General features: G+C 63.7%; 23 protein-coding genes and 1 pseudogene. 15 read left to right on the top strand and 9 right to left on the bottom strand.

Annotated elements, in window-relative coordinates; translation table 11 throughout:
- Positions 1-93 precede the first annotated feature (93 nt).
- The 9 genes and pseudogenes from ahcY to CIT31_RS35845 all read left to right on the top strand — a co-directional run.
- Entirely contained in the window at positions 94-1494 is a 1401-nt protein-coding gene (gene ahcY / locus CIT31_RS03415) for an adenosylhomocysteinase (protein ID WP_029347442.1), read from the top strand.
- 189 nt (positions 1495-1683) lie between these two features.
- The gene (locus CIT31_RS03410) at positions 1684-4248 is read left to right on the top strand and encodes a sensor histidine kinase (RefSeq protein WP_095517710.1); all 2565 of its coding nucleotides are present in this window, start codon (positions 1684-1686) and stop codon (positions 4246-4248) included.
- 8 nt (positions 4249-4256) lie between these two features.
- On the top strand, positions 4257-5768 hold the full coding sequence (tsaE, locus tag CIT31_RS03405) for a tRNA (adenosine(37)-N6)-threonylcarbamoyltransferase complex ATPase subunit type 1 TsaE (RefSeq protein WP_095517441.1): 1512 nt from the start codon (positions 4257-4259) through the stop codon (positions 5766-5768).
- The gene (locus CIT31_RS03400) at positions 5765-6535 is read left to right on the top strand and encodes a nucleotidyltransferase family protein (protein WP_095517440.1); all 771 of its coding nucleotides are present in this window, start codon (positions 5765-5767) and stop codon (positions 6533-6535) included. Before tsaE ends, CIT31_RS03400 begins: the two co-directional genes overlap by 4 nt.
- The gene (addB, locus tag CIT31_RS03395) at positions 6532-9651 is read left to right on the top strand and encodes a double-strand break repair protein AddB (RefSeq protein ID WP_095517439.1); all 3120 of its coding nucleotides are present in this window, start codon (positions 6532-6534) and stop codon (positions 9649-9651) included. Before CIT31_RS03400 ends, addB begins: the two co-directional genes overlap by 4 nt.
- Positions 9648-13160, top strand: a complete 3513-nt coding sequence (gene addA / locus CIT31_RS03390; RefSeq protein WP_095517438.1) for a double-strand break repair helicase AddA — start codon at positions 9648-9650, stop codon at positions 13158-13160. Before addB ends, addA begins: the two co-directional genes overlap by 4 nt.
- A gap of 74 nt (positions 13161-13234) precedes the next feature.
- On the top strand, positions 13235-13558 hold the full coding sequence (gene trxA, locus CIT31_RS03385) for a thioredoxin (protein WP_027152031.1): 324 nt from the start codon (positions 13235-13237) through the stop codon (positions 13556-13558).
- A gap of 228 nt (positions 13559-13786) precedes the next feature.
- Positions 13787-14068, top strand: a complete 282-nt coding sequence (locus CIT31_RS03380; RefSeq protein ID WP_065011517.1) for a cupin domain-containing protein — start codon at positions 13787-13789, stop codon at positions 14066-14068.
- A 36-nt stretch (positions 14069-14104) separates the two neighbouring features.
- Positions 14105-14254 (top strand): annotated as a pseudogene (locus tag CIT31_RS35845) (RES family NAD+ phosphorylase); the annotation flags it as partial.
- Between the two features lie 223 nt (positions 14255-14477).
- Here the strand turns inward: CIT31_RS35845 and CIT31_RS03370 are convergent.
- The 5 genes from CIT31_RS03370 to CIT31_RS03350 all read right to left on the bottom strand — a co-directional run bounded on the left by CIT31_RS03370 (position 14478) and on the right by CIT31_RS03350 (position 19734).
- Positions 14478-15803, bottom strand: a complete 1326-nt coding sequence (locus CIT31_RS03370; RefSeq protein ID WP_095517437.1) for a bifunctional folylpolyglutamate synthase/dihydrofolate synthase — start codon at positions 15801-15803, stop codon at positions 14478-14480.
- Positions 15804-15926: 123 nt separating this feature from the next.
- Positions 15927-16853 carry an acetyl-CoA carboxylase, carboxyltransferase subunit beta gene (gene accD / locus CIT31_RS03365; protein ID WP_095517436.1) on the bottom strand — a complete coding sequence of 309 codons (927 nt, stop codon included), beginning with the start codon at positions 16851-16853 and terminating at the stop codon, positions 15927-15929.
- Between the two features lie 95 nt (positions 16854-16948).
- Entirely contained in the window at positions 16949-17788 is an 840-nt protein-coding gene (trpA, locus tag CIT31_RS03360; RefSeq protein WP_095517435.1) for a tryptophan synthase subunit alpha, read from the bottom strand.
- A gap of 2 nt (positions 17789-17790) precedes the next feature.
- The gene (trpB, locus tag CIT31_RS03355; RefSeq protein WP_095517434.1) at positions 17791-19041 is read right to left on the bottom strand and encodes a tryptophan synthase subunit beta; all 1251 of its coding nucleotides are present in this window, start codon (positions 19039-19041) and stop codon (positions 17791-17793) included.
- A gap of 33 nt (positions 19042-19074) precedes the next feature.
- Positions 19075-19734, bottom strand: a complete 660-nt coding sequence (locus CIT31_RS03350; RefSeq protein WP_095517433.1) for a phosphoribosylanthranilate isomerase — start codon at positions 19732-19734, stop codon at positions 19075-19077.
- Between the two features lie 141 nt (positions 19735-19875).
- On the opposite strand from CIT31_RS03350, the gene CIT31_RS03345 reads away from it, so the two are divergent.
- Positions 19876-20094, top strand: a complete 219-nt coding sequence (locus CIT31_RS03345; RefSeq protein WP_065011512.1) for a hypothetical protein — start codon at positions 19876-19878, stop codon at positions 20092-20094.
- 9 nt (positions 20095-20103) lie between these two features.
- Here the strand turns inward: CIT31_RS03345 and CIT31_RS03340 are convergent, their stop codons facing one another.
- The 4 genes from CIT31_RS03340 to CIT31_RS03325 all read right to left on the bottom strand — a co-directional run bounded on the left by CIT31_RS03340 (position 20104) and on the right by CIT31_RS03325 (position 23488).
- Entirely contained in the window at positions 20104-20862 is a 759-nt protein-coding gene (locus CIT31_RS03340; protein ID WP_095517432.1) for a M48 family metallopeptidase, read from the bottom strand.
- 99 nt (positions 20863-20961) lie between these two features.
- On the bottom strand, positions 20962-21447 hold the full coding sequence (locus CIT31_RS03335) for a DUF2852 domain-containing protein (RefSeq protein WP_029347463.1): 486 nt from the start codon (positions 21445-21447) through the stop codon (positions 20962-20964).
- 117 nt (positions 21448-21564) lie between these two features.
- The gene (locus CIT31_RS03330; RefSeq protein WP_095517431.1) at positions 21565-22707 is read right to left on the bottom strand and encodes a benzoate/H(+) symporter BenE family transporter; all 1143 of its coding nucleotides are present in this window, start codon (positions 22705-22707) and stop codon (positions 21565-21567) included.
- Positions 22708-22711: 4 nt separating this feature from the next.
- Positions 22712-23488 (bottom strand): alpha/beta hydrolase, encoded by a 777-nt coding sequence (locus CIT31_RS03325; RefSeq protein WP_095517709.1) that lies wholly within the window; start codon positions 23486-23488, stop codon positions 22712-22714.
- Positions 23489-23699: 211 nt separating this feature from the next.
- On the opposite strand from CIT31_RS03325, the gene infC reads away from it, so the two are divergent.
- The 5 genes from infC (at position 23700) to rplT (ending at position 26612) form a co-directional block, all read left to right on the top strand.
- Positions 23700-24236, top strand: coding sequence for a translation initiation factor IF-3 (infC, locus tag CIT31_RS03320; protein WP_077374810.1), 537 nt, complete (start codon positions 23700-23702; stop codon positions 24234-24236).
- Positions 24237-24363: 127 nt separating this feature from the next.
- Entirely contained in the window at positions 24364-25008 is a 645-nt protein-coding gene (locus tag CIT31_RS03315) for a methyltransferase family protein (RefSeq protein WP_095517430.1), read from the top strand.
- Between the two features lie 143 nt (positions 25009-25151).
- Positions 25152-25808: a methyltransferase family protein gene (locus CIT31_RS03310; protein ID WP_095517429.1), complete on the top strand. Its 657-nt coding sequence runs from the start codon at positions 25152-25154 to the stop codon at positions 25806-25808.
- 160 nt (positions 25809-25968) lie between these two features.
- Positions 25969-26172: a 50S ribosomal protein L35 gene (rpmI, locus tag CIT31_RS03305; RefSeq protein ID WP_006201248.1), complete on the top strand. Its 204-nt coding sequence runs from the start codon at positions 25969-25971 to the stop codon at positions 26170-26172.
- A 38-nt stretch (positions 26173-26210) separates the two neighbouring features.
- Positions 26211-26612 carry a 50S ribosomal protein L20 gene (rplT, locus tag CIT31_RS03300; protein WP_006201247.1) on the top strand — a complete coding sequence of 134 codons (402 nt, stop codon included), beginning with the start codon at positions 26211-26213 and terminating at the stop codon, positions 26610-26612.
- Positions 26613-26665 lie beyond the last annotated feature (53 nt).

Genomic DNA, 26665 nt, shown 5'->3' with positions numbered 1-26665 from the left:
GACGATCTGCTAGTCAGGCCGGCAACTCGCGCCCTTCGACACGCCTTCCGGCGTGGGCGCATCCCGAAGACAATTCTTGATCGGAGCACTGCCATGACGGGTAGCAATGACTATGTGGTCGCCGACATCTCGCTTGCCGGCTGGGGCCGCAAGGAGATCGAGATCGCTGAGACCGAAATGCCGGGCCTGATGGCCTGCCGCGAGGAATTCGGTAAGGCGCAGCCGCTCAAGGGCGCGCGCATCACCGGCTCGCTGCACATGACCATCCAGACGGCGGTGCTGATCGAAACGCTGAAGGCGCTCGGCGCCGACATCCGCTGGGCCTCCTGCAACATTTTCTCGACCCAGGACCATGCGGCCGCGGCCATCGCCGAGGCCGGCATTCCGGTCTTCGCCGTCAAGGGCGAGACGCTCGAGGACTACTGGGTCTACACCGACAAGATCTTCCAGTGGGCCGATGGCGGCACCTCCAACATGATCCTCGACGATGGCGGCGACGCCACCATGTACATCCTGATCGGCGCGCGCGCCGAAGCCGGCGAGGATGTGCTCTCCAATCCGGGCAGCGAGGAGGAAGAAATCCTGTTTGCCCAGATCAAGAAGCGTATGGCGGCATCGCCCGGTTTCTTCACCAAGCAGAAGGAAGCGATCCGCGGCGTCACCGAAGAGACGACGACCGGCGTCAACCGGCTCTATCAGTTGCAGAAGAAGGGCCTGCTGCCGTTCCCGGCGATCAACGTCAACGATAGCGTGACCAAGTCGAAATTCGACAACAAATATGGCTGCAAGGAATCGCTGGTCGACGGCATTCGTCGCGGCACCGACACGATGATGGCCGGCAAGGTTGCGGTCGTCTGCGGCTATGGCGACGTCGGCAAGGGCTCTTCGGCGTCGCTCAAGGGCGCCGGCGCCCGCGTCAAGGTCACCGAGGTGGATCCGATATGTGCATTGCAGGCGGCGATGGACGGTTTCGAAGTCGTCACGCTCGAGGATGCCGCCCCGACCGCCGACATCATCATCACCACCACCGGCAACAAGGATGTCGTCACCCTCGACCACATGCGGGCGATGAAGGACATGGTGATCGTCGGCAATATCGGCCACTTCGACAACGAGATCCAGGTGGCGTCGCTGCGCAATCTGAAGTGGACCAACATTAAGCCGCAGGTCGACATGATCACCTTCCCGGACGGCAAGCGGATGATCCTCTTGTCGGAAGGCCGCTTGCTCAATCTCGGCAACGCCACCGGCCATCCGAGCTTCGTCATGTCGGCGTCCTTCACCAACCAGGTGCTGGCCCAGATCGAGCTGTACACCAAGCCCGGCCAGTATCAGAACCAGGTCTATGTCCTGCCGAAGCATCTCGATGAAAAGGTCGCGCGCCTGCATCTCGACAAGCTCGGCGCCCGGCTCACCGAGTTGTCCGGCGAACAGGCTGCCTATATCGGCGTGACCCCGCAGGGACCGTTCAAGCCGGAACACTACCGCTATTAACCACAGCGGAAATTACCACTAGATATTGAGGTCGGGCGATTGACTTTTCGCCCGGCTTTATTTTTGCGCTGATTGATTCTTCACGCCGATTCGCGCAAGCGCTATGGTGCTGATTCGCGGGGCCGGGGGACGAGGGCCGACGCCCGCATCAGGGCGGTCTTGCATTCAGGCGGCGAAGAGGACCAGGACATGCCGGGGGATTACCCGCCTTGCGCGGGACAGGCCGTTTCCGGCGGCCACAACGATTCGGTGACCACGGGTTCCGCTGCCAGAGGCGGGAGCCTCTTATGGCGCGCTGGCAGCCGCGTCGGAAAATTGCTTGCTTCTTCCGCGCTCGCCGGTCCGCTGCTTGGCCTTTCGGCACATGCTGGACCCGCTGCTGCGTCCAAAGCCGGGCTGTCGGTCAGCACCGTCGAGGTCATGCAACTCGCGATGTTTGTCGGCGTCATGGGCGCGGCACTTGTCTCAGCCATTTTCCTGATCCGCGAACGAGCGCGCACCTCGGCGCAGAATGTCGAACTCAGAGCCCGCTTGGCCGACGTCAACGCTGCGCTGCAACGCTCCGAAGCGCTGCTCAATCTGCGCGGCCAGCGTGTGGTCGTATGGGCCTCGGAAAACAAGAAGCCCGAGCTCGTCGGGACATTGCCGGTTGAAAGCGGCGCCCCGGAAGACCGTGCCGCCTTCCTCGCCTTCGGCCGTTGGCTGATGCCGCGCTCGGCGGCGGCGCTCGAAAATGCCGTGGCGGGACTGCGGGAAAAGGCGAAGCCGTTCGATCTCGTCCTTGAATCGCAGGCCGGTGCGCCGCTCGAAGTGCATGGGCGCAAGGGCGCAGCACACGTCGTCGTCCGTTTCGTCTCGCTTTCAGAAACGCAGCGAAGCGAGGCCAGGCTGAAAATCGAGAACCAGCATCTCGCCGCCGACTATGACACCATGCTCGGCCTGCTCAACGCACTCAGCATGCCAGCATGGCTGCGCACGGCGAACGGGCGGCTGAAATGGGTCAATCGCGCCTATGCCAAGGCGGTCGAGGCGGAAAACGCCGAAGCGGCGGTTCGCGATGCGAAGGAATTCTTGGGTAGCCAGGCGCGCGATGCGATCGCTGCACAGCACAAGTCGCATCCCGTCTTCGAGCAGGCGCTTTCCACTGTGATCGAAGGCGACCGCCGCATGTTCGCTGTGACCGACTTCGCCGGCGCGGACGGTTCGGCGGGTCTTGCCTGCGACACCAGCGCCATCGAAACCATCCGTAACGAATATGAGCGGACCGTGCGGAGCCACGCCGACACGCTCGATCAGCTCAACACCGCCGTGGCGATTTTCGATACCGACGAAAAGCTGCGGTTTTTCAACCAGGCGTTCCAGAAACTATGGGGTCTCGACAGCGGCTTCCTGCACAGTGCTCCCGACAACGCTTTGTTGCTCGACCGGCTGCGCAGCGAAGGCAAGATCGCCGAGCAGCCCGAATGGCGGCGCTGGAAGGAAAGCCTGCTTGGCGCCTATCGCGCGGTCGAGTCGCAGGAACATTGGTGGCATCTGCCGGACGGCAAGACCATCCGCGTCGTCGCCAATCCGCAGCCTAAGGGCGGCGTGACCTGGGTGTTCGAGAACCTGACCGAGAAGATGGACCTCGAAAGCCGCTACCAGACCGCGGTGCGGGTTCAGGGCGAGACGCTCGACAATCTTGCCGAAGGCGTGGCCGTGTTCGGCCCGGACGGAAGGCTCAGATTGTCGAACCCGGCATTCGCAGCACTTTGGGGGCTGGACGCCGACGCCGCCAAGCCAAACGTTCACGTCTCCACGATCCGCGATCTGTGCGACCGGCGCGCGCCGGACAGCCCCTGGCGCGGGTTCGTTGCCACCATCACCGGTTTCGACGACGAGCGCCGCGACCGCCACGGCCAGACCGAGCTGAACAACGGCACCGTGCTGCGCTACGCGATGATCCCGCTGCCCAACGGGCAGGTGATGATGACCTTCGTCGACGTCACCGACAGCGTCAATGTCGAGCGTGCGCTGAAGGACAAGAACGAGGCGCTGGAAAAATCCGACCAGCTCAAGAACGAGTTCGTGCAGCACGTCTCCTACGAATTGCGCTCGCCGCTGACCAACATCATCGGCTTCACCGAGCTTCTTTCGCTGCCGTCGACCGGGCCATTGAGCCAGAAGCAGCGCGAATATGTTGAGCATGTCAGCTCGTCTTCCTCGGTTCTGCTCACCATCGTCAACGACATCCTCGACCTGGCGACCGTGGATGCCGGGATCATGGAGCTCGATATCTCCGAAGTTCACGTCGATCGGACCATCGCTGCCGCTGCCGAGCTTGTCTCCGAACGGCTGGAGGAGCATGCAATCAGGCTCAAGGTCGATGCGGCCACTGCGCCGAAGACATTCCACGGCGACGAAATCCGCATCCGCCAGATCCTCTACAATCTGCTGAGCAATGCCGCGAACTACGCTCCGGAGGCGAGCACCATCACGCTCGCCTGCCGCTCGCTTGCCGAAGGCGTGGAATTCTCCGTCCACGACGACGGTCCCGGTATGCCGCCGGACCTGCTCGATTCGGTGTTCCGGCGTTTCGAACCGCGCACCAATGGCGGCCGCCGGCGCGGCGCCGGGCTCGGCCTGTCGATCGTCAAGAGCTTTGTCGAGTTGCATGGTGGCAGCGTCCGCATCGAGACCGGCAAGGACATGGGCACAACCGTAATTTGTGCCTTTCCCGACACGCCGTCCGGCATCCGCGCGGCGGCCGAGTAGCGCGCTCGATGGCAGGCGTGGTGCTGGAGCGTTTTCTCGCCGACGAGCCTGCGACCGCAAGGCTGGGCGAGGATCTGGCCATGTCGCTGCGCCCCGGCGACGTGCTGGCGCTCAAAGGCGATCTCGGCGCCGGCAAGTCGAGTTTGGCGCGGGCGCTGATCAGGGCAATGACCGACGATGCCGGTCTCGACGTGCCGAGCCCGACTTTCACGCTCGTCCAGAGCTATGAGGCGCGTATTCCCGTCCATCATTTCGACCTCTACCGCCTGTCCTCGGCGTCCGAACTGGACGAACTGGGTTTTGACGAGGCGCTAGCGCAAGGCGCTGCCCTGGTCGAATGGCCGGAACAGGCAGAGGCCTATTTGCCAAAGACTTCGGTGCTGATCGAACTCGTCCATCAGAACGACGGGCGCCTGGCGAGATTGTCGGGACAAGGCGCTGCCTTCGAGCGTGCGGCGCGATCGCTGGCCATGCGCGATTTTCTGGAAAGAGCTGGCTGGGGTGAAGCGCAGAGACGCTATTTTATCGGCGACGCCTCGGCCCGCTCCTATGAGATCGTCTCGCTGGCCGGCCTGCCGCCGCGCGTTTTGATGAATTCGCCGCGGCTGATGCTCGGGCCGCCGGTCCGCGACGGCAGGCCCTATGCTATGATCGCCCACACCGCGCAATCGGTCTCGGCCTTCGTCGCCATTGACCGGGCGCTGCGGGCCGGTGGCGTCAGCGCCCCGGAGGTCCACGCCCAGGACCTGGACCAGGGCTTTCTTCTGCTCGAGCATCTCGGCTCGGAGGGATTTCTCGGCCAGCAGGGTCAGCCGGTGGCGGAGCGCTACGCGGCGGCGGCCGAACTGCTCGCCATGATGCATGGCAAGGCATGGCCCGATCGCATCGAGGTCGCGCCCGGCGTCTTTCACGACGTGCCGCCTTTCGACCGCGACGCCATGATGATCGAAGCCGAATTGCTGGTCGACTGGTATGTGCCGGCGATATCAGGCGGCCCGGCAAGCGATGCCTTGCGCGCCGGCTATAACAGCGAATGGAATGCGGTCCTCAACCGGCTGGAAGGGCGCGAATACACGCTTATGCTGCGCGACTTTCATTCGCCGAACATCATCTGGCGCGGCGAGCGTACCGGTTACGATCGGCTCGGCATCGTCGATGTCCAGGACGCGCTGATCGGCCCGTCCGCCTACGACCTCGCCTCGCTTGCCATGGATGCCCGCGTTACGATCCCGCCTGAGATCGAGAGGCGGACGCTCGATGCCTATATCGCAGCGCGCCATAAGGCTGGCGCTTTCAACGAAGACGAATTCGTCGAAACCTATGCGATCATGGCGGCGCAGCGCAATTCGAAGATTCTCGGCATTTTCGTCCGGCTCGAAAAGCGCGACGGCAAGCCTTATTATCTGAAGCACCTGCCGCGCATTCGCGACTATCTTCGGCGGGCGCTGACGCATCCAGCACTGGCTGCCCTGCGGGATTTCTATACAGCCCACGGCCTACTGGAGGAACGGTCGCTATGACGGCACGCCCCAAGATCGCAATGGTGCTTGCCGCCGGGCTGGGAAAGCGCATGCGGCCAATCACCGACACAATGCCAAAACCGCTGGTCAAGATATCAGGCAAGACATTGCTCGACTGGAGCCTGGACAGCCTGGCCCGCGCCGGCGTTGAAAAGGCCATGGTCAACGTCCATTATTTTCCCGAACAGATCGTCGCCCACGTCGCCGCGCGCCGCGCCCCGAAAGTCGTCATTTCCGATGAAAGCGAAAGACTGCTCGATTCCGCCGGCGGTATTGTCCATGCTTTGCCGGAACTGGGAGGGGCTCCCTTTTACATCGTCAACGCCGACACCTTCTGGATCGACAGCGGCGTGCCCGACCTTGCCCGCCTCGCCCTTGCGTGGGACGCGGCGAAAATGGATATTCTGCTGATGCTCGCGGATCCCCAGTCAGCAACCGGACACAGCGGCGGCACCGATTTCCTGATGTCGCCGGACGGCGCCTTGCGGCGTTCGAAAGGCGACCCGACAGGCCTGATCTATGCCGGTGCGGCGATTGTCCATCCCAGGCTTTTCAGGGATGCGCCGGCCGGGCCGCATTCGCTCAACGCCTATTTCGATGCGGCCATCGCTGCCGGTCGCCTGTTCGGCATGGTGATGCAGGGCCATTGGATCACAGTTGGTACGCCCGACGCCATTCCGCTTGCGGAAGCGGCCGTCGCCGCCGCTCTTGCTGAGTCATCCAGCGCTTTTACCGCGTTGACCAGCGCCATCACTGAGTTGAAATGAGCGGCTCCCGCCGCGTTTTCTCGATCCCGCCCGGAGCGCCGTTTCTGCCGACGCTGGCCAAGGCCCTGCTGTCAGGGCGGCTCGTTCCCGGTTTCCGCTTCGACGGCGACCCGCTGGTGCTGGCCGACGCCACCATCTACGTGCCGACGCGCCGCGCCGCGCGGGCGCTGCGCGGCGTTTTCGTCGACCGTCTGGGCAGCCGCTCGGCGATCCTGCCGGTGATCCGCCCGCTCGGCGAGTTCGACGAGGACGAGGCCGCGTTCGAGGCCGACGCATCGGCCGCCATTGACCTCGCGCCGCCGATCGCCGCAATCGAGCGGCTGCTGCTGCTGGCGCCGCTGGTTCGCGCCTGGAAACGCCGCCTGCCGGCGCATGTCGCGGCACTTTTCGACGAGGAGATCGTCGTGCCGGCATCCGCCGCCGACGCCATCTGGCTGGCGCGCGATCTGGCCCGGCTGATGGACGAGATCGAGACGGAAGGTACGGACTGGACCAAGCTCGCCGATCTGGTGACCGGCAACCTCGCCGGCTGGTGGCAAGTGACGCTCGACTTCCTGAGCATCGTCACCGAAAACTGGCCGAATCTCCTCGAAGAACGCAACCGCTCCAACCCGGCCGCGCATCGCAATGCGCTGATAAGGCTGGAAGCAACACGGCTGAAGGGCAATCCGCCGGCCGGACCGGTGATCGCCGCCGGCTCCACGGGTTCCATTCCCGCCACCGCCGAACTGCTTGCCGTGATCGCCGGCCTGCCCAGCGGCGCCGTCGTGCTGCCCGGCCTCGACCTGATGCTGGATGAGCCGTCTTTCGCGGCGATCGCCGCACCTGGCGCCCGGCCGGCCTTGCTTGGCCACCCGCAATACGGCCTGGCAAAACTGATCGGCAAGATCGGCGTGCTACGCGGCGATGTCGGGGAGATCGCCGTTGCCGAAAGGCCGCTCGCGCTGCGCGCCGCACTTGTCGGCGAGGCGCTGCGGCCGGCCGAGACCACCGAGCTGTGGGCCGAGACGCGCGCCCGCTTTACGGCCGGCGATATCACCAAGGCCTTCGCCGACGTGACGCTACTCGAAGCCGCCGGCGAGCGCGACGAAGCGGTGGCTATCGCCGTCTCGCTCAAACGCGCCGTCGAACAGCCCGGCCAGCGCGCCGCACTCGTCACCGGCGACCGCGCTTTGGCGCGGCGTGTCTCAGTCGAGCTTTTGCGGTTTGGTGTCGTCGCCGACGATTCGGGCGGCACCCCGCTCATCAACACGCCAGCCGCCGGCCTGCTCAGGCTGGCGCTTCAGGCCGCGTTCCGGCCCGGCGACCCGGTCGCTCTGCTGTCGCTGCTCAAGCACCCGCTGCTTGGCCTCGGCCTGAAACGCACAAGCGTCCGTCACGCGGCGGAGATCGTCGAACTGGTGGCGCTGCGCGGCGGCACCGGCCGCCCCGACGTCGCCTCGCTGCCGATGCTATTCGAGGCCCGCCTCACCGGCCTGGGCAGCATCCGGCCGCCCTTCTGGTTTTCCCGCCTGACTGTGCGAAACATCGAGCGCGCCCGCGAATTGCTCGTTCGCCTTGCCGATGCTCTGGCGCCGCTGACCGCCTTTCGCAGTCAAGCCGAAGCCGATTTTGCCGAATTGACCCGGGCCAGCGTCGTCGCGCTCGAAAGTCTTGGCCGCACCGCGGATGGCAGCCTAAGCGAGCTCTATGCCGGCGATGCCGGCGAAAAGCTCGCCGAGCTCTTGCGCGGGCTGATCGCCGCCTCGGCGTCGCTCTCCTTCGCGGCGGACGAATGGCCCGACGTGATGGAGGCGCTGATCGCGCCCGAAACCGTCAAGCCGGCTCAAGGGACCGACAGGAACATCGCCATCTGGGGTGCGCTGGAAGGCCGGTTGCAGAGCGTCGACACGCTGGTCGTCGGCGGGCTTAACGAAGGCGTATGGCCGCGCAAGCCGGAGAGCGACCGCTTCATGTCGCGACTGATGAAGACCGGCATCGATCTCGAACCGCCCGAACGGCGCATCGGCCTGGCTGCCCATGACTTCCAGATGGCGATGGGAGCGAAGAAAGTGGTGTTGGCGCGCTCCGCCCGCTCCGGCGACGCGCCGGCGGTGCCATCGCGCTGGCTGCAGCGCCTCCTGACGTTCATAGGCAAGGACCACGCGGCGGTGCTTCGTCGGCGTGGTGATGAATTTCTGTCCTGGGCCCGTGGGCTCGATGCCGGCGAAAGGAGAGATTTCGCGCCGCGACCGCAGCCGAAGCCGCCGCAGGCTGTGCGGCCGCAACATTTCTCGGTCACCGAGATCGAGACGCTGCGGCGCGACCCTTACGCGATCTATGCCAGGAGGATCCTCGGCCTGATGCCGCTCGATCCGGTCATCCGCGACCCGGGCGCCGCCGAGCGTGGCACGCTGTTTCACGCCATCCTGCATCTCTTTTCGCGGACAGTGGCCGACCCGCTTGTGCCGGAGGCGCTGGCCGGTCTTATCGTCGCCGGCCGCGCATGCTTTGCCGAGGCGGCCCTTCCTCCCGATGTCGAGGCGGTGTGGTGGCCGCGCTTCGAAAAGCTCGCCGCTGGCATCATCGAATGGGAACGCGGCCGCGCCTTCGCCGTGACAATGCGACATGCCGAAGAGCGCGCCGAGAAAACCGGCGTCGGCCAGTCGGGCGTGACGCTGTCCGGCTACGCCGATCGTGTCGATCTCCTGGCCGGCGGCATGGCCGACATCCTAGACTACAAGACCGGCTCCTCGCCATCCAAGGCGCAGGCCCATACGCTGCTTTCGCCGCAATTGGCGCTCGAAGGCGCGCTGCTCAGGCGCGGCGCCTTCAAGGGACTCGGTGCGCGCGAGCCGTCGCAGCTGGCCTTCATCAGGCTGAAACCGAACGGCGAGGTGTTCGAGGAATCCATCCTCGAATACAACCGCAAGCCGCGAACCGCCGCCGATCTCGCCGAGGAGGCCTGGGCACGGCTCGAAAAACTGCTGATCCACTATGCCGACCCGACGACAGGCTATCTGTCGCGCGCGCTGCCGTTCCGCGAGGGCGAGACCGATGGCGACTACGATCATCTCGCCCGCGTGCTCGAATGGTCCGCCGGCGGCGACGCCGACGACGAGGGAGGGGAGGCATGAAGAAGGCCTATCCAATCCCGACCGATACCGCCGCCAGCCAGGCCAGCGCCTCCGACCCGCAAAATTCCGCCTGGGTTTCGGCCAATGCCGGATCCGGCAAGACCCATGTGCTGGCCCAGCGCGTCATCCGGCTCTTGCTGCGCGGCACCGATCCGTCGAAGATCCTGTGCCTGACCTACACCCGCGCCGCAGCCACCAATATGTCGAACCGGGTGTTTTCGACGCTGTCGGAATGGACGGCACTTGGCGACGTCGAACTGGCGGCAAGGGTTGAAGCGCTGGACGGTCGCCAGCCCGATCGCGAAACCATGCGCCGCGCGCGCCGGCTGTTCGCCGAGGCGCTCGAGACGCCGGGCGGGCTGAAGATCCAGACCATCCACGCCTTCTGCGAATCGGTGCTGCACCAGTTTCCACTGGAGGCCAACATACCGGCCCATTTCGAAATGCTTGATCCGCAGATGGAGGCGTCGCTCTTCGCCGCCGCCCGCCGCGACCTGATCTCGGGCACTGCCGCCGGCGATAGGGGGCTGGCCGAGGCTTTCGCCGCCATTCTGGAACGCGGCGGCGAACATGGGCTCGACGCCTTGCTGGCCGAGATTGTGCGCAAGCGCGACGGCTTGCGCGCCTTCATCAGCGCTGCCGGCGGTGATAGCTTCCGGGCGCTGTTCGACGAGTTTAGGTTTCGCGCCGGCCTGACCGCCGAAGGCCTGGCGGCGTCCGTCTGGCCGCTGCCGGGCTTCCTGCCGGACTATCTCGTCACCTTTGCCCGCGCTGCCGAAGCCGCCGATGCCCGCATCGTGCTGAACAATTTGCTGCCCTACGCCCATCTTGCCTTCGCCGAGGATGATCCGGTTCGCCGGCTGCAATTGCTGGCAAAAGCCTTCCTGCGGGCGGATGGCGAGCCTTATGAGCCGGCAAAGACGTTCAAGAAGGCGTTGCTCGACCGATTGCCGGATCTTGCCGAGCGCTATCTCTCGGCGGCCGATGCCATCCTCGAAATCTCCGACCGGCTGGCCTTGTTCAGGATGGTCGAGGGCACACGTGCCGCGCTGACCATCGCCGACTGGCTGATCGCCCGCTACGAGCATTTGAAGCGCGCGCGCGGCTTCCTCGACTTCAACGACCTCATCACCCGAACGGTCAATCTCCTGGCGCGGCCCGATGCCGGTCCATGGGTTCAATACAAGCTCGACCAAGGCATCGACCATATCCTGCTCGACGAGGCGCAGGACACCAGTCCCGACCAATGGGAGGTGGTGAAGCGGCTGGCCGAGGAATTCTTTGCAGGGCTCGGCGCGCGCGACGCGGTTCACCGCACGGTCTTTGCCGTCGGCGACGAAAAACAGTCGATCTATTCCTTTCAAGGAGCGGCGCCCGACTCCTTCGCCGACTCAAGGCTGCTGTTTGCCGGAAAGGTGCGCGACGCCAACGCCGCCTTCGCCGATCTCAAGCTGACCTGGTCGTTCCGCTCGACCGACGACGTGCTTGCGGCGGTGGACCGTGTCTTTGCCGACCCGGTCGTGCGGCGCGGCATCAGCCACGATCCCGACCCGCTGAACCACAAGGCAATCCGCACCGATGCGCCGGGCTATGTCGAGGTCTGGCCGTCGATCGGTGCCGACGTCGTTGACGAGCCCGACGACTGGACGCAAGCCGTCGACCACGCCCATGCGCCAGCGGTGCGTGTTGCCGAAAACGTCGCGGCGACCATTGCCGGCTGGATCGGCGCCAGCGAAATCATCGAAGGCCGCGGCAAGAAGCTTCGGCCAGGCGACGTGCTGGTGCTGGTGCGCAAGCGCGATCGCTTCGTCCATGCGCTGACGCGCGCGCTGAAGCGCCGCGACATCCCTGTCGCCGGCGCCGACCGGCTCAGCCTGCCCGGCCATATTGCGGTAAAGGACCTGATCGCACTCGGCCACTTTCTCGTCCAGCCTGAGGACGATCTGTCGCTTGCAGCCGTGCTGCGCAGCCCGATTTTCGATGTTTTGGAAGAGACGCTTTTCGCGCTTGCCGGCGAGCGGCCGTCCGGCCTCTCGTTGATCGCCTCGCTCAGGCAGCATGCCGGTGAAAGCGCTGCCTTGGCCGCAATCGTTGCCCAACTCGACACTTGGTCCGATGAAGCCGCATTCAAGCCGGTGTTCGAATTCTATGCCGGGGCTCTCGCCCGCGACGGCCTGCGCAAGAAGATGATCGCGCGGCTCGGGCCGGAGGCCGGCGACATTCTCGACGAGTTCCTGAGCTTCTGCCTAGCCGAGGAACGGACCGGCCTGCCGGGACTGGAATCCTTCCTGGCGACGCTGGAAAATGCCGGCCCCGAGATCAAGCGCGAAATGGACCAGACCCGCGACGAGGTTCGCGTCATGACCGTGCATGCCGCCAAGGGCCTGGAGGCGCCTGTCGTGTTCCTGGTCGATGGCGGTTCCGCCCCGTTCAGCGACCAGCATCTGCCGCGACTGATGCCGTTCGAAGGCTCGGGCGACCATTGGGACGGCAAGGGCTATCTCTGGCGCTCGGCCAGCGATGTCGCCAATGGATTTTCGCGGGCCGCTTCGGTCCGCGCTCGCGAGCTGGCAGACGACGAATACCGCCGGCTGCTCTATGTCGGCATGACCCGGGCCGAGGACCGGCTGATCGTCTGCGGCTATCACGGCAAGCGGGCACCAAACGCCGGCACCTGGCATTCGATCGTCAGCCGCGCGCTGGTCGGCGCCCCCGAAAGTGCTGAGCGGCAGCACCCCGCCACCGGCGAGACCGTGCATCGGTTTCACGTGACAAAATTGCCGCCGGTCGGACATGCGGCTGCCGAAGAGGCGCGGCAGACGACACAGTTCGAGCGGTTGCCGAAGAGCCTGTTCCAGCCTTTGCCGCCCTTCGAGGATCTGCCGCGGCCGCTGTCGCCGTCCGGCGCCTCGGCGCTGATCGACGAGGCCAAGCAAGCGGTGATCGACACCGGCTCGCCGGTGCTGGACACCGAGGCGGAGCCTGGCTTTGCCGTGATGCGGGGGCTGGCGCTGCACAAGTTGCTGCAGATGCTGCCGGGCATTGCGGAGGCCGAACGCCGCGATGCCGCGGAACGCTATCTCAAGCGCGCCGGCGCGCAGTGGCCAGAAACCGAGCGCGACAAGGCCTTGGCCTCGGTGGCGACGATCCTTGCCGACAGCCGTTTCGATCAGCTGTTTGCGCCCAATTCACGCGCTGAAGTCGCGGTCATGGGCAGCCTCGAGGTCAAGGGCAAGCTGCGCTCGATCTCCGGCAAGATCGACCGGCTGGCGGTCACGCCAGGCAGGGTGTCGATCGTCGACTACAAGACCAATAGGCCGGCGCCCGCAGCCTTGGCGGACGTTCCATCGGCCTATGTCCTGCAACTCGCGCTCTATCGCGCGCTGCTCCAGCCGCTTTATCCCGAGCATGAGGTCTCGGCGGCGCTGCTGTTCACTGAAGCGCCACGATTGATCGAGCTGCCGCCGGCGGTCATGGACGACGCTCTTGCCGGACTCACGGGAGCGTGACACAACAGCTGCTTGAAGAAGGGCGCGATCACCACCACATTTGGTGCGACAATAACTCACGAAAGGATTTTCGCATGGCCACCGTCAAGGTCGACAAGAGCAATTTCCAGACCGATGTGCTTGACGCCAAGGAGCCGGTCGTCGTCGATTTCTGGGCGGAGTGGTGCGGCCCCTGCAAGATGATCGCGCCGGCGCTGGAAGACATTGCCATTGAACTCGGCAGCAAGGTCAAGATCGCCAAGCTCAACATTGACGAGAATCCCGAGCTTGCGGCGCAGTTCGGCGTGCGCTCGATCCCGACGCTGATGATTTTCAAGGGCGGCGAAATGGCCGACATGAAGGTCGGCGCCGCACCGAAGACGGCGCTGTCGCACTGGATCAACGGCAATCTCGCCTGATCCGACCCTGAATCTCTGCAATCAAGCCCGGCCTCGCGCCGGGCTTTTTTTGTTGGCGTTATTCACAGCGCCGCGCGTCCCTCTTGGACGCGCAAAGGACGCTGTAGCACTCGATCTTGCGCATGACCCCGGAAACCGAATCCGATTTTCTGGGTCATGCGCTGGTCCGCCCTGGCACTCGCCACTTGCGGCCCCATGTTCTTGTCTGGCTTAAAGCAGGAGAACGACATGACCGGATCCGCCAAGGCCACCGTCTTCATCGACAATGAGCGCGTTATCGTCACCGAATACCGCTTCGCGCCGGGCGACAACACCGGCTGGCATCGTCATGGCCATGATTACGTGATCGTGCCGCTGATGGACGGCAAGCTCAAGCTCCTGACCAAGGACGGCGAATCCTTCGCCGAAATGAAGAAGGGGGCGCCCTATTTCCGCAAGGAGGGCGTGGAGCATGACGTCATCAATGCCAATGAGGGCGAGTATGCCTTCATCGAGATCGAGCTGAAGTAACGCGGGAGCAGGCCCTCGCAACATCTTGCCGACAGCGCATGGCGGGATCAGATGCAGGCAAGCGGACAATCAAGAACGCAGGCTTTGACGCGCCGATTGATCGCGAAGGGCTATCCAGCCATGCTTGTTCGCAGCTTTGCGGCCGGCGCTGTCGAGACGGATCTCAACCTCGTTCTATGGAAATAGGGCGATGATCCTCCGTGGCGGCTCGCGCCGATCGACGACGAAAGCAGACTGTCGTGAGAAGCGCATGACTTGGCAATCGCTCCCGCGTTCGAGAGCGTTCAGCTTTCGATAGAACCACCGAACCGCTCTAAGTATTTGTTTTACGCAATTCCGGACGGAAACCGCGACACACTTTTCCTGGAATTGTTCTGGCCTCTTGATACCGGAGGTCCGGCAGAATAGATCAGGTCGGCGGTGTGCCGTTTTCGGCCAGCACCGCGCCGGCCAGATAGAGCGAGCCGCTGATCAGGATGCGCGGCGGCGGTCCGTCCCATGTGTCGCGCAGCAGCATCAGCGCATTGGCGACGGAGCTCACCGGTTCGGCCGACAGGCCGGCCTCGACGGCGCGGATCGCCAGTTCCTCATTCGGCACGCTGGCCTCGCTGAGGCTCACCGGCACCGTGTAGACATGCCGCACCAGCCCCTTGAAGGCGCTGAAATAGCCGCTCTGGTCTTTGGTGTTGATCATGCCGGAAATCAGGAACAGCGGCCGCGGGTTCTTTTCCTCCTGCTCGGCAAGTGCTTCGGCGACGACCACGCCGGCGCCCGGATTGTGGCCGCCGTCGAGCCAGATGTCGGCGCCCTTCGGCGCCAGTTCCGTCAACCTGCCTTGCGGCAATTTCTGCATCCGCCCCGGCCAGGTGACATTGGCCATCGCCTTGTCGGCGACGCGATGGCTGATCTCGAAGCCCGCCGCCTTGACCGCCGCAATCGCCGCCGCGGCGTTGGCGAACTGGTGGCGCCCTGGCAGCCGCGGCGGCGACAGGTCCATCAGCCCGTCTTCGTCCTGATAGACCATCCGGCCGTTTTCCTCGAAGGCGAGGAAATCCTGGCCATAGACGAAGGCGGGACAGTCGAGCCGCTCGGCGGTTTCGATAAGCACCTGCAGCGCCGTTTCGCTTTCCTGCGCGCCGATGACCACCGGGCAACTGCCCTTGATGATGCCGGCTTTTTCGGCGGCGATCAGTTCGACACGGTCGCCGAGAAAGGATTCGTGGTCGAGCGAGACCGGCATGATCACCGACACCGCCGGCTCGCTGATGACATTGGTGGCGTCGAAGCGGCCGCCAAGGCCGACCTCGATGATGACGGCATCTGCCGGATATTCGGAAAACAGCAGGAAGGTGACGGCGGTGAGGATTTCGAAGACGGTGATCTTCTGGCCTTCATTGGCTTTGGCGACGCGGGCGATGGCGTCGGCGAAGACCTTATCCTCGACCAGCCTGCCGCCGCCGTCGGCGGCCAGCCGGTAGCGCTCATGCCAGTTCACCAGATGCGGCGATGTGTGGACATGGACGCGGTGGCCGGATGCTTCCAGCAGCGCCCGCGAAAACGCGGCGCAGGAGCCCTTGCCGTTGGTGCCGGCGATGTGGATGACCGGCGGCAGATGGTCCTGCGGATTGCCCAGCCGCTCCAGCAGCCGCGAAATGCGGTCGAGCGAAAGATCGAAGCCCTTCGGATGAAGCGACATCAGGCTTTCGATTTCGCGGTCGGCGGCAAGCGTGGTCATGGGAGAATCCTAGCGCATGACCCCGAAAATCGAAATCGATTTTCGGAAAGGATCATGCGCGAATCAAGATGCTACAGCGCCACAGATGGCGCGCAATCGCGGTTCGCGACGACGGATGTCGCGTCAGGCTTGCGGGCGTGCTTCCGCCGGGAGCGCCACCGGCGGCAGAATTTCCGGTTCCAGCGGCTTTTCTTCTTCCGGCAGCTTGAGCAGCATTTTCAGGAGCCGCGCGATCGTCTGGCGGATCTCCAGCCGCGACACCACCATGTCGACCATGCCGTGCTCCATCAGATACTCGGCGCGCTGGAAGCCGTCGGGCAGTTTTTCCCTGATGGTCTGCTCGATGACGCGCGGCCCGGCAAAACCGATCAGCGCGCCGGGCTCGGCGATGTGCACGTCGCCCAGCATGGCGTAAGAGGCGGTGACGCCGCCGGTGGTCGGGTTGGTCAGGACGACAATATAGGGAAGACCGGCTTCCTTCAGCCGATCGACGCCGATCGTGGTTCTCGGCAATTGCATCAGCGACAGGATGCCTTCCTGCATGCGGGCGCCGCCGGAGGCCGCGAACAGGATCAGCGGCCGCTTGCGTTGCACAGCGACCTCAAAGCCACGAACGATGGCATCGCCGGCTGCCATGCCGAGCGAGCCGCCCATGAAGGCGAAGTCCTGCACGGTCACCACCACCGGCAGGCCCTCGACGGTCCCCAGCGCATTGATGATGGCGTCCTCCAGCCCGGTCTTGGTCTTGGCCTCTTTCAGCCGGTCGGTGTAGCGCTTCTCGTCGCGGAATTTCAGTGGATCCTGCACCACCTTGGGGTTTTCGAGCATCTCGTACTTGCCGTCGTCGAAGAAGAATCTCAGCCGCTCCTTGGCCGAGATCTTCATGTGATGGCCGGAGGACGGGATGACGAACTGGTTCTGCTCCAGGTCCTTGTGGAAGACCATCTCGCCGGTCTCCGGATCCTTGATCCAGAGGTTCTCAGGCATGTCGGTGCGCCGGCCGAGCATCGAATTGATCTTCGGGCGAACGTAGTTGGTGATCCAGTTCATCGCTTCGGCTCCTGTCCTGACGAAGAGTTAGACCATGGTCTCAAAAAGGGGCAACCGGTTTTCGGTGGAGATCATGGTCAACCAGAAGATCAAGACTATTCGGCGGCAGCAAGGCGAGCGGTACGCACGCCTTGCGAAAGCCCGCTGACCAGCGCGGCGACCGCCTCGGCCGGATCGGCGGTCTTTTCGCCCTTCGGCCCCAGAACATTGGCGACCGCATTGACGATCGCGGTGCCGACGACGACGCCGTCGGCCGACGCCCCGATGATGCGTGCCTGCTCGGCGGTCTTTACGCCGAAGCCGACGCAGACCGGCAGGTCGGTATGCCCCTTGATGCGCGTGACCGCCGCCGCCACCTTGCCGGTGTCGGCAAGTGCCGAGCCGGTGATGCCGGTCATCGACACGTAATAAACGAAGCCGGAGGTGTTCTGCAGCACCTTGGGCAGGCGCTTGTCGTCGGTGGTCGGCGTCGCCAGCCGGATGAAATTGATGCCGGCCTTGAGCGCCGGAATGCACAATTCCTCGTCCATCTCCGGCGGCAGGTCGACGACGATCAGCCCGTCTATGCCGCTGGCCAGCGCATCCCTGAGAAAGCGGTCGACGCCGTGGATGTAGATCGGATTGTAGTAGCCCATCAATACGATCGGCGTTTCATTGTCGGCGGCACGGAATTCCGACGCCATCTTCAACGTCTTGACCAGGGTCTGGCCGCCTTTCAGCGCGCGCAGGCCGGCGGCCTGGATCGCCGGGCCGTCGGCCATCGGATCGGAAAACGGCATGCCCATTTCGATGATGTCGGCGCCTGCCTTGGGCAGTGCCTTCATGATCGACAAGGCGGTGTCGTAGTCCGGGTCGCCGCTCATGAAATAGGTGACGAGCGCCGGGCGGCCCTCGGCCTTCAGCTTGGCCATGCGGCGGTCGATGCGGGTGGTCATGATCAGATCTCCATGCCCAGCATATTGGCCACCGTATGCACGTCCTTGTCGCCGCGGCCGGACAAATTGACGATGACGATCTGGTCCTTGTCCATGGCGGGTACGATCTTCACCGCATGCGCGATGGCATGGGCGGATTCGAGCGCCGGGATGATGCCTTCGACGCGTGTCGTCAGCTGGAACGCCTCCAGCGCCTCGTCATCGAGGATTGGCACATAGTCGACGCGGCCACTGTCGCGCAGCCAGGAATGCTCCGGTCCGACGCCCGGATAATCGAGGCCGGCCGAGATCGAATGCCCGTCCATGATCTGCCCGTCGGCGTTCTGCAGGAGGTAGGTGCGGTTGCCGTGCAGCACGCCGGGCGCGCCGGCGCTCATCGAGGCGCAATGCTCGATGCCATCGAGGCCGCGGCCGCCGGCCTCGATGCCGATGATGCGAACCTCTTTGTCGTCGAGGAAGGGATGGAACAAGCCGATGGCGTTCGAGCCGCCGCCGACGGCGGCGATGATCGTGTCCGGCAGCCGGCCTTCCTGCTCCAGGATCTGGGCGCGCGCCTCGGTGCCGATCACCGACTGGAAGTCGCGCACCAGCTCCGGATAGGGGTGCGGGCCGGCGGCGGTGCCGATCAGGTAATAGGTGTCCTCGACATTGGTCACCCAATCCCGGAGAGCTTCGTTCATGGCGTCCTTGAGCGTGCCGTGGCCGGCGGTCACCGGCCGCACCTCGGCGCCGAGCAGCTTCATGCGGAAGACGTTCGGGCTTTGCCGGGCGACGTCGGTAGCGCCCATGTAGACGACACACGGAAAGCCGAAACGCGCCGCAACGGTGGCCGACGCCACGCCATGCTGGCCGGCGCCGGTCTCGGCGATGATACGCTTCTTGCCCATGCGCTTGGCCAGCAGAATCTGGCCGAGGCAGTTGTTGATCTTGTGCGAGCCGGTGTGGTTCAAATCCTCGCGCTTGAAGTAGACCTTCGCGCCGCCGCCCAGGCCCTTCGCCGAGGAAACCTCGCGAAGATGCCTGGTCAGGCCTTCGGCGAAATAAAGCTTCGAGGGCCGCCCGGCATAGTGGGTCGAAAGGTCCGTCAGCTCGGCCTTGAAATCCGGGTGGTCCTTAACCTCGTTCCAGTGCCGCTCCAGGTCGAGGATCAGCGGCATCAACGTTTCGGCAACGAAACGACCGCCGAAGATGCCGAACATGCCTTGCTCGTCGGGTCCGGTGCGGAAGGAATTGGGTGTCGCCGGCCTGTTCATCGCCGATCTCCTAGCTTGTGGTTTGAAGCACGGTCAGGCGGCGCGGTTGTCGCGCGCTGCCCTGACGGCCCGGAAAAACTGTTCGATCAGCGCCGGATCCTTGACGCCCGGTGCGCTTTCCACGCCCGAGGAAATGTCTAGTCCGGGCGGGTTGGCAAGCCGAAGGGCATCGCCGATATTGGCGGCGTTGAGTCCACCGGAAAGCATGTAATCGACGCCTGCGTCAAGGCCGGCCAGAACGCGCCAGTCGAAGGCAATGCCGTTGCCGCCCGGCAGTTCCGAACCCTTCGGCGGCTTGGCGTCGAACAGGAAACGGTCGGCAATGCCGACGAGGGGTCTTATCCGCTCCAGGTCGGCAGTCTCGCTGACCGGCAGCGCCTTCATCACCGGCAGGCCATAGCGGGCCTTGATCTTGGCCACCCGCTCCGGCGTCTCCGATCCATGCAGCTGCAGCATGTCCGGGCGCATTTTTTCGACGATTTCATCCAGAAACGCATCGCCGGCGTCGACCGTCACGGCAACCGCCTTGGCCTTGCCGATTGCCGCTTCGCGCAAGCGGCCGGCTTCCGCCGGCTCGACACAGCGCGGGCTTTTGGCAAAGAAAATAAAGCCGACATGGCTGGCGCCGCCGGCCAATGCCGCGGCCAACGCCTTGTCGGTCTTCAATCCGCATATCTTGATGTCGAGCGCCATGACGCGGGGATTGGCACGAAACGGCAAAAGAGTCGAGAAAAAGCATCCTGTTTGCCGCCAGCGCGGAACGCGCTACCTCTCTAGATAAGAATGCGGAACGCGCTACCTTACTTCAGACAGCACAGGCGGGAGCAAACAAGCATGGCAGACCAAACCGTCGCCCAACTTAGGCAAAAGCTCGCGCAAGCCCGCGAGGTCATCGCGCATCTGATGGACAAGGCCGCCTTCAACGGCGCCGAGGCACACCGCGCGCTCGACTATTTCAGCAACGATGCCTTCGAGAAGAATTTCTTGCCATGGCCGCGCCATACCGACGAGGGCTTGCGTCCTGAAGAGCTCAACGCTGCCAACGACGACTGATCGGGCGATCTACTCGAACATGATCGCTTGCAGCGCGCCGCCATTGCGCTTAAGCCAATCCTTGCAGCGCTCGGTGTCGGGGCAGAGCTGCTCGCACAATTTCCAGAATTTTGGGCCGTGGTTCATCTCCTTGAGATGCGCCACCTCATGCGCGACGAGGTAGTTTATGACCGGTCGGGGCGCCATCATGATGCGCCAGGAGAACGACAGGTTGCCGTCCGACGTGCACGATCCCCAGCGGCTCGACGTGTCCTTGAAGCGGATTGCCTTGGCGCGCTTGCCGACCGCCCCGGTATGCTTGACCACCAGCGCCTCGATTTCGCGCTTGGCTTCGCGCTTGAGAAAATCGGCGATGCGGCGCGGCAGGTGCAGACGATCGCCATGCACGATCATCAGCGGACCGCGTTCGTCGCGCGACAGCGTGACGGTCCCGCGTTTCGAAGGCTCATGAACGATGCGATGCGGCACGCCGCGCACCGGTATCTTGATGCCCGGCCGCACCTGCGGCCGGTTGGGCACCTTGGCCAGCCGCTGCTCCAGCCAGTCCTGATGGCGATCGAGAAATTTTTCCACTTCGCCTCGGCGCAGGCCCGGCGGCACGGTGATGCGCAGACCACGGCCGCCGGAATCGATGCGCAGCGTCAGCCGCCGTGCCCGGTCGCTCTCGACGATCTTGAGCGGCAGCGTGCGGCCGGCAACACAATGCTCCCGCTCCACGACGGGGGAGGGCCTGGGTTTGGTCAGGTTGCGGAAGAAGCCGAATGACATGGCGGGACGATACGTGATTCGAGGAAAACGAATAGGACATAAAAGAAACGGCGCCGCTGACGCGACGCCGTTCTGATTACTTATATCAGGCCAAGTGCCTTACTCGTCCAGTAGCCCTGGCGTGGATTTGCCACCGTTGCCAGTCCCCGTCGAGCCGGTCGATCCACCAGTTGTAGGAGATGTCGGCTTGTTGCGGTTCGCCATGAAGCGATCGAACTCTTCCTGGTCCTTGGCGCGACGCAATTCCCTGGCATATTCGTCGAACTCGCTCAGCATCTCGTCGAGCTTGCGGCGCTCTTCATTGAGCCGCTCGAGTTCTTTTTCGCGCCAGTCGTCGAAAGCGACGTTGCCGGTGCGGGCGGAGCCGTGGCCCCAGCGTGCCGCTCTGTCGGAACCGCGGCGGCAGCCGGCGAAGATGCCGTCGGTCGCGCGGTTGACGTCGCGCTTGAAGCCGTCAAGCCGGTCGCCCCAGATGATGTAGGCGAGCATGGCGAGGCCGAGCGGCCAGAACACCATGAAGCCGATCACCATCAGTGCGATGGTCGCCGGCGTCCAGGCCGGACGGATCAATGCAGATGTGTTCATTTTCTCCCAATCCTTCAGTTGGAGACAGCCAATCCCGGCTGCGTGGAATCGAAATGGGATGGGAAAAACGGCGATTCAAGACAGTGCCGGCCAAAACCGGACAAGCGGCTGAAATGATTATCGGTTTTTGAGGGTTTCGAGGAAAAGCACGACCAAACCGGCGATCAGCCCCCAGAATGCCGCGCCGACGCCGAAAAGCGTCAGCCCCGAGGCGGTGACGGCAAAGGTGACGGTGGCGGCCATGCGTTCGCTCTCCTCCTTCAAGGCAATGGACAGCGCGTTGGTGAGCGGCGCCATCAGCGCCAGCCCGGCCACCAGCACGATCAGGCTCTGCGGCAGCACGGCGAAGATCGCCACCAGCGAGGCGCCGAAAATGGCGAAGACGAGATAGGCAAGCGCGTAGAAGGGGCCGGTCTTCCAGCGCTCGCCCGGATCGGGATGCACATCGGGGCCGGTGCAGATCGCCGCCGAGATCGCCGCCAGATTGGTGGTCGAGGCCCCGAACGGCGCCGACAGCAGCGAAAGCAGGCCGGTGACGCCGATCAGCGCGCCAGGTTCCGGGTGATAGCCTGCGGCCCTCAGCACGGCGAGGCCGGACAGGTTCTGCGAGGCCATGGTGACGAGATAAAGCGGCAGCGCCAGGCCAATGATCGCCGTGACGGTGAACTGCGGCGCAATCAGCGTCAACGTCGAAAGTTCCGGGGTCGGCAGGCCACCGACCCGGCCGGTGAGGAAGGCGGCAGCGCCGCCGCCGACCAGCACCGCCAGCACCGAGAGCGCCGGATTGAACAGGCGGATGACAAAGAAGGCGGCGATCAGCGGCAGGATAAGCCACGGGTCGACGGGAATGGCCTTCACCGCATTGATGGCGAAGGTGACGACGATGCCGGCCAGCATCCCCGACGCGACCGAGGCCGGTATCCTGGCGATCAGCTTGGTCAGAGGCCTGAACAGGCCGGTGGCAATCAGCAAAATCCCGGTGACGATGAAGGCGCCGACGGCTTCGCCGATCGAAAAGCCGCTCGATGCCGCGATCAGCGCCACCCCCGGCGTCGACCATGCGGCGATGACCGGCATCCTGGTGCGCCATGACAGCCACAGGCTCTCGATCGCCATGGCGAGGCAGATCGCCGTCACCCAGCTCGCGGTTTCGACCTGCGTCGCGCCGACCGCCTTGGCGGCGGCGATGACGATGGCCAGCGTGCCGCCGAAGCCGACAATCGCCGCGACGAAGGCGGATACCGGAATGGAAATGCGCATGTCCCTAGCCTGCCTGCCGCACCATGGCGTCGACCGCCCGCACCAGCATGTCGAGATCCTGAGGCCGCGACAGGCGGTGGTCGCCGTCGGGGATCAGCGACAGCGTGACGTCGTCGGCCGGCAGCAGGCCGACCAGTTTCAGCGCATGGCTCGGCGGCACGTCGGCATCGGCCAGCCCTTGCAATATGTGGACGGGGCAATGGGTGTCGATCGGCCCGTTCATTGTCAGGTTGTTGCGGCCGTCCTCGATCAGCGCTCGGGTGTAGATGTAAGGCTCGGCCGAATAGTCCGACGGCTCCGCGGAAAAGCCCTTCTTGGCAAGATCGCGCTTCTGCGCTTTCGTCAGCGCCGGCTCGACCAGCTCTGCGGTGAAATCCGGCGCCGGCGCCAGCAGCACCAGGCCGGCGATGCGGTTCTGGCCTTCCTTGTGCAATTCTTGGCGCAATTCCTGGATCATGCGCAGCGCGATCCATGCGCCCATCGACGAGCCGACCAGGATTTGCCTGCCTTGCGTGAAATGGCGGAAGACAGCGAGGCTTTGCGAAAGCCATTTCGAGACGGTGCCGTCGGCAAAGGCGCCGCCCGATTCGCCATGACCGGAATAGTCGTGGCGCAGGAATGCCCGGCCTTGCCCGCTCGCCCATTCCGCCAGCTTCTCGGCTTTGGTGCCCAGCATGTCCGACTTGTAGCCGCCGAGCCAGACAATGCCTGGCGCGGCACCCGCAGCGCGCCTGACAGCGATGCTGGTTCCGTCGACATCGAGAAAAACCGGTGCGGTCACGGCGAACTCCTCACGCAAGTCTTTTGACACAGCTGGCGGTTCAACGAAAAGTGCTCGGCAAAGTTTCTTCGTTTGGTACAGGCAGAAGTCAGGCAACAGGTGATTTCCTGTGAACGCTGTGCTATTGACTCCGGCCGCGCGCTCACCACATTGGCGCGTTCGCAATCTGAATTGAAAATCCTGAACGAAACGGCTCAAGGAGACCACGACCATTCGCAGACCTTTCAAAGCAACGGCGCCCACCAAGGAGGGCCCGCGCTCCAACCGTGACATCCGGGTTCCCCGGGTCCAACTTATCGACGCCGAAGGCCACAACCATGGCGATGTCTCCATCAATGACGCATTGCTGCTCGCCGAAGAGGCTGGGCTCGATCTGGTCGAGATATCGCCCAACGCAGTGCCGCCCGTCGTAAAAATTCTCGATCTCGGCAAGTTGAAATACGCCAACCAGAAGAAGGCGGCCGAGGCGCGCAAGAACCAGAAGGTCATCGAGATCAAGGAGATCAAGATGCGCCCGAACATCGACAGCCATGACTACGAGACCAAGATGAAAGCGGTCCGGCGGTTTTTCGAAGAAGGTGACAAGGTCAAGCTGACATTGCGCTTTCGCGGCCGCGAGATGGCGCATATGGAACTCGGCATGCAGCTTCTGAATAAAGTTCGTGAGGAAGTGGCGCCTATCGCCAAGGTCGAAGCCGAACCGAAACTCGAAGGCCGCCAGATGATGATGGTGCTAGCGCCCCGCTAAGCGATCCCGTCGAAAGCAAAGGCCGCTTCGGCGGCCTTTTGTTTTGTTTTGTCTTCGCCATGATTTCTCCGCAAGTTGCATCGACAAGGATTCGGGTTGCCGGTCCTCGCGGCGAAAGGATTGTCCCATGGCCGCTGCGGCACGTTCTCCGATTGAACAGTCGTTTGACGAAATGGGCCGCTATCAGCGGCGCCGGCGCGTCCTGCTGGCGCTGTTGATCGGTGCTTTTTGCGCTTTGCTGATCTTCGGCGGCTCCACGCACGATGAACTAGGCCACGAACGCATAGAGGGGCAGTACGGGATCGCCCTGATACTGATCGGGATCGGCGGCCGGCTCTGGTCGATCCTCTATATCGGCGGCCGCAAGTCGGCCGAAGTGGTTGCCACCGGGCCATATTCGGTGATGCGCAACCCGCTGTATTTTTTCTCCACCGTAGCGGCCGCCGGCATCGGCGCCCAGACCGGCAGCGTGATCGTCTCGGTGGCGTCGGCGGTTTTGTGCGCGGCCGCGTTCTACATCGTCACGCTGCGCGAGGAACGGCATTTGACGACCGTGCTCGGGGCGCCGTACAAGGACTACATCGCACGGGTGCCGCGGTTTTTTCCCAATCCGCTGCTTTTTCGCGATCAGGCCGAGGTCACCTTCACACCGCGCATCTTCAATCACACGCTGCGCGACGGCTTGATGTTGCTGGCTTCCATACCGTTTTTCGAACTCATCGAGTCCGGACAGGAAAGCGGTGTAATTCCCGTCCTCTTCTGGCTGTATTAGTTGCGTGATGGCAAAAGAGGCGACATGCATTAAATACGCCTGAATCATCCTGCAAAGGCGTCCCGCGATCGGCGGGGGCGCCTGTTTTCTTGGCCAGGCGCTGCGATCGCTGGCGAAGTTCCTCGACGATCGGATTCCCCGACATGCTTAATGAAGTTCAATCGGCGCGGGTCGAACAAGCGCAGGCCAAGCGTGCGCTGGGCAGGTATCAGCACGCACGAAGGATGGTGCTTGCCGCCCTCGTGGTCGTCATGTTCGCAGCGCTGCTGTTTGGCCAGTCTGCTTTTCCTCCCGAAAGCGTGCCGCACGAAACGATCGAAATGGTCGGCGTCCTGCTGATCTTTCTGGGCATTGTCGGGCGCTTGTGGTCAACGCTCTATATCGGCGGACGCAAATCCTCCGAGGTGGTTACCGGCGGACCCTATTCGATCACCCGCAATCCGCTCTATGTCTTCTCCTCTATAGCTGCCGCCGGCGTCGGCGCGCAGATGGGCTCGATCACTGCGGCGATCGGCTTCGCGGTGATTTGCGCCGCCGCCTTTCATGTCGTCATCCTGCGCGAAGAGAAGTTCCTGAAGGAGGCCTTCGGTACTCCATTCCAGGCGTATATGGCGCGGGTGCCGCGCTTCTTTCCGAAGCTTTCGCTGTATCAGGAAGGCGACACCGGCAGCTTCAAGCCGCGCCTGCTGCGGACGACGCTGCTCGACGGACTGGTATTCCTCGTTGCCCTGCCGTTTTTCGAATCGATCGACGGCGCCCAGCAATCGGGCATACTGCCGGTGCTGTTCCGTTTCCCATAGGCACAGGGTGTTGCGCGCCGGCCCGCTTTGACGTATAGCACCGCCGTTCCCAAAAACCGCCCGGCAGGGCATGCCGTGGCGGTTTCATTTGCTTTTCGGGCTTTGGTCGGCCTGAAGCGAACAAAAAGCGCGATGATGCGCACATAAACGGAGTAGCAAAATGCCCAAGATGAAGACCAAGTCAGCCGCCAAGAAGCGGTTCAAGATCACTGGTACCGGTAAAGTCCTGTCGGCTGCGGCCGGCAAGCGTCACGGCATGATCAAGCGTTCCAACAAGTTCATTCGAAATGCCCGCGGCACGATGGTTCTGGCTGAACCGGATGGCAAGAAGGTCATCAAGAATTTTCTGCCGAACGGCCTCTAAGGCATTCGGTCTGGACAACGTTTTAAGGAGATCATGACATGGCACGCGTAAAAAGAGGCGTCACTTCGCACGCCAAGCACAAAAAGGTCCTGAAAGCCGCCAAGGGTTTTTATGGCCGCCGCAAGAACACGATTCGCATCGCCAAGCAGGCGGTGGAAAAGTCGCTGCAGTACGCCTACCGCGACCGCAAGAACCGCAAGCGTTCGTTCCGCGCCCTCTGGATCCAGCGCATCAATGCCGCCACCCACGAGCATGGCCTGACCTATGGCCGCTTCATTGACGGTCTCAACAAGGCCGGCATCGAGATCGATCGCAAGATCCTGTCGGACATGGCCATCCACGAGCCGCAGGCATTTGCCGCACTTGTGGCCAAGGCCAAGGTCGCGCTCGAATACCTCAAGAACACCACACCGAACGCTTTTGAAAGCGCTGTAGCCTAACCAGCGCCTTCCCAAGCACTTCGACACTTGATTTGGGAAACCCGCGCTGGCAG

Origin of the sequence: Mesorhizobium wenxiniae (assembly GCF_002284535.1) — a bacterium.
Taxonomy (GTDB): Bacteria; Pseudomonadota; Alphaproteobacteria; order Rhizobiales; family Rhizobiaceae; genus Mesorhizobium; species Mesorhizobium wenxiniae.
The sequence above is the reverse complement of the archived record's forward strand: the minus strand, read 5'-3'. Positions and strand labels throughout refer to the sequence as shown.

Coding starts and splice junctions, on each gene's coding strand:
- CIT31_RS03335 (WP_029347463.1), bottom strand. CDS start 21,447: ATGAACACATCTGCATTGATCCGTCCGGCCTGGACGCCGGCGACCATC.
- CIT31_RS03400 (WP_095517440.1), top strand. CDS start 5,765: ATGACGGCACGCCCCAAGATCGCAATGGTGCTTGCCGCCGGGCTGGGA.
- CIT31_RS03370 (WP_095517437.1), bottom strand. CDS start 15,803: ATGACCACGCTTGCCGCCGACCGCGAAATCGAAAGCCTGATGTCGCTT.
- trxA (WP_027152031.1), top strand. CDS start 13,235: ATGGCCACCGTCAAGGTCGACAAGAGCAATTTCCAGACCGATGTGCTT.
- accD (WP_095517436.1), bottom strand. CDS start 16,853: ATGAACTGGATCACCAACTACGTTCGCCCGAAGATCAATTCGATGCTC.
- CIT31_RS03310 (WP_095517429.1), top strand. CDS start 25,152: ATGCTTAATGAAGTTCAATCGGCGCGGGTCGAACAAGCGCAGGCCAAG.
- CIT31_RS03315 (WP_095517430.1), top strand. CDS start 24,364: ATGGCCGCTGCGGCACGTTCTCCGATTGAACAGTCGTTTGACGAAATG.
- addA (WP_095517438.1), top strand. CDS start 9,648: ATGAAGAAGGCCTATCCAATCCCGACCGATACCGCCGCCAGCCAGGCC.
- rpmI (WP_006201248.1), top strand. CDS start 25,969: ATGCCCAAGATGAAGACCAAGTCAGCCGCCAAGAAGCGGTTCAAGATC.
- rplT (WP_006201247.1), top strand. CDS start 26,211: ATGGCACGCGTAAAAAGAGGCGTCACTTCGCACGCCAAGCACAAAAAG.
- CIT31_RS03380 (WP_065011517.1), top strand. CDS start 13,787: ATGACCGGATCCGCCAAGGCCACCGTCTTCATCGACAATGAGCGCGTT.
- addB (WP_095517439.1), top strand. CDS start 6,532: ATGAGCGGCTCCCGCCGCGTTTTCTCGATCCCGCCCGGAGCGCCGTTT.
- CIT31_RS03410 (WP_095517710.1), top strand. CDS start 1,684: ATGCCGGGGGATTACCCGCCTTGCGCGGGACAGGCCGTTTCCGGCGGC.
- CIT31_RS03340 (WP_095517432.1), bottom strand. CDS start 20,862: ATGTCATTCGGCTTCTTCCGCAACCTGACCAAACCCAGGCCCTCCCCC.
- CIT31_RS03345 (WP_065011512.1), top strand. CDS start 19,876: ATGGCAGACCAAACCGTCGCCCAACTTAGGCAAAAGCTCGCGCAAGCC.
- CIT31_RS03350 (WP_095517433.1), bottom strand. CDS start 19,734: ATGGCGCTCGACATCAAGATATGCGGATTGAAGACCGACAAGGCGTTG.
- tsaE (WP_095517441.1), top strand. CDS start 4,257: ATGGCAGGCGTGGTGCTGGAGCGTTTTCTCGCCGACGAGCCTGCGACC.
- CIT31_RS03330 (WP_095517431.1), bottom strand. CDS start 22,707: ATGCGCATTTCCATTCCGGTATCCGCCTTCGTCGCGGCGATTGTCGGC.
- trpA (WP_095517435.1), bottom strand. CDS start 17,788: ATGACCACCCGCATCGACCGCCGCATGGCCAAGCTGAAGGCCGAGGGC.
- ahcY (WP_029347442.1), top strand. CDS start 94: ATGACGGGTAGCAATGACTATGTGGTCGCCGACATCTCGCTTGCCGGC.
- trpB (WP_095517434.1), bottom strand. CDS start 19,041: ATGAACAGGCCGGCGACACCCAATTCCTTCCGCACCGGACCCGACGAG.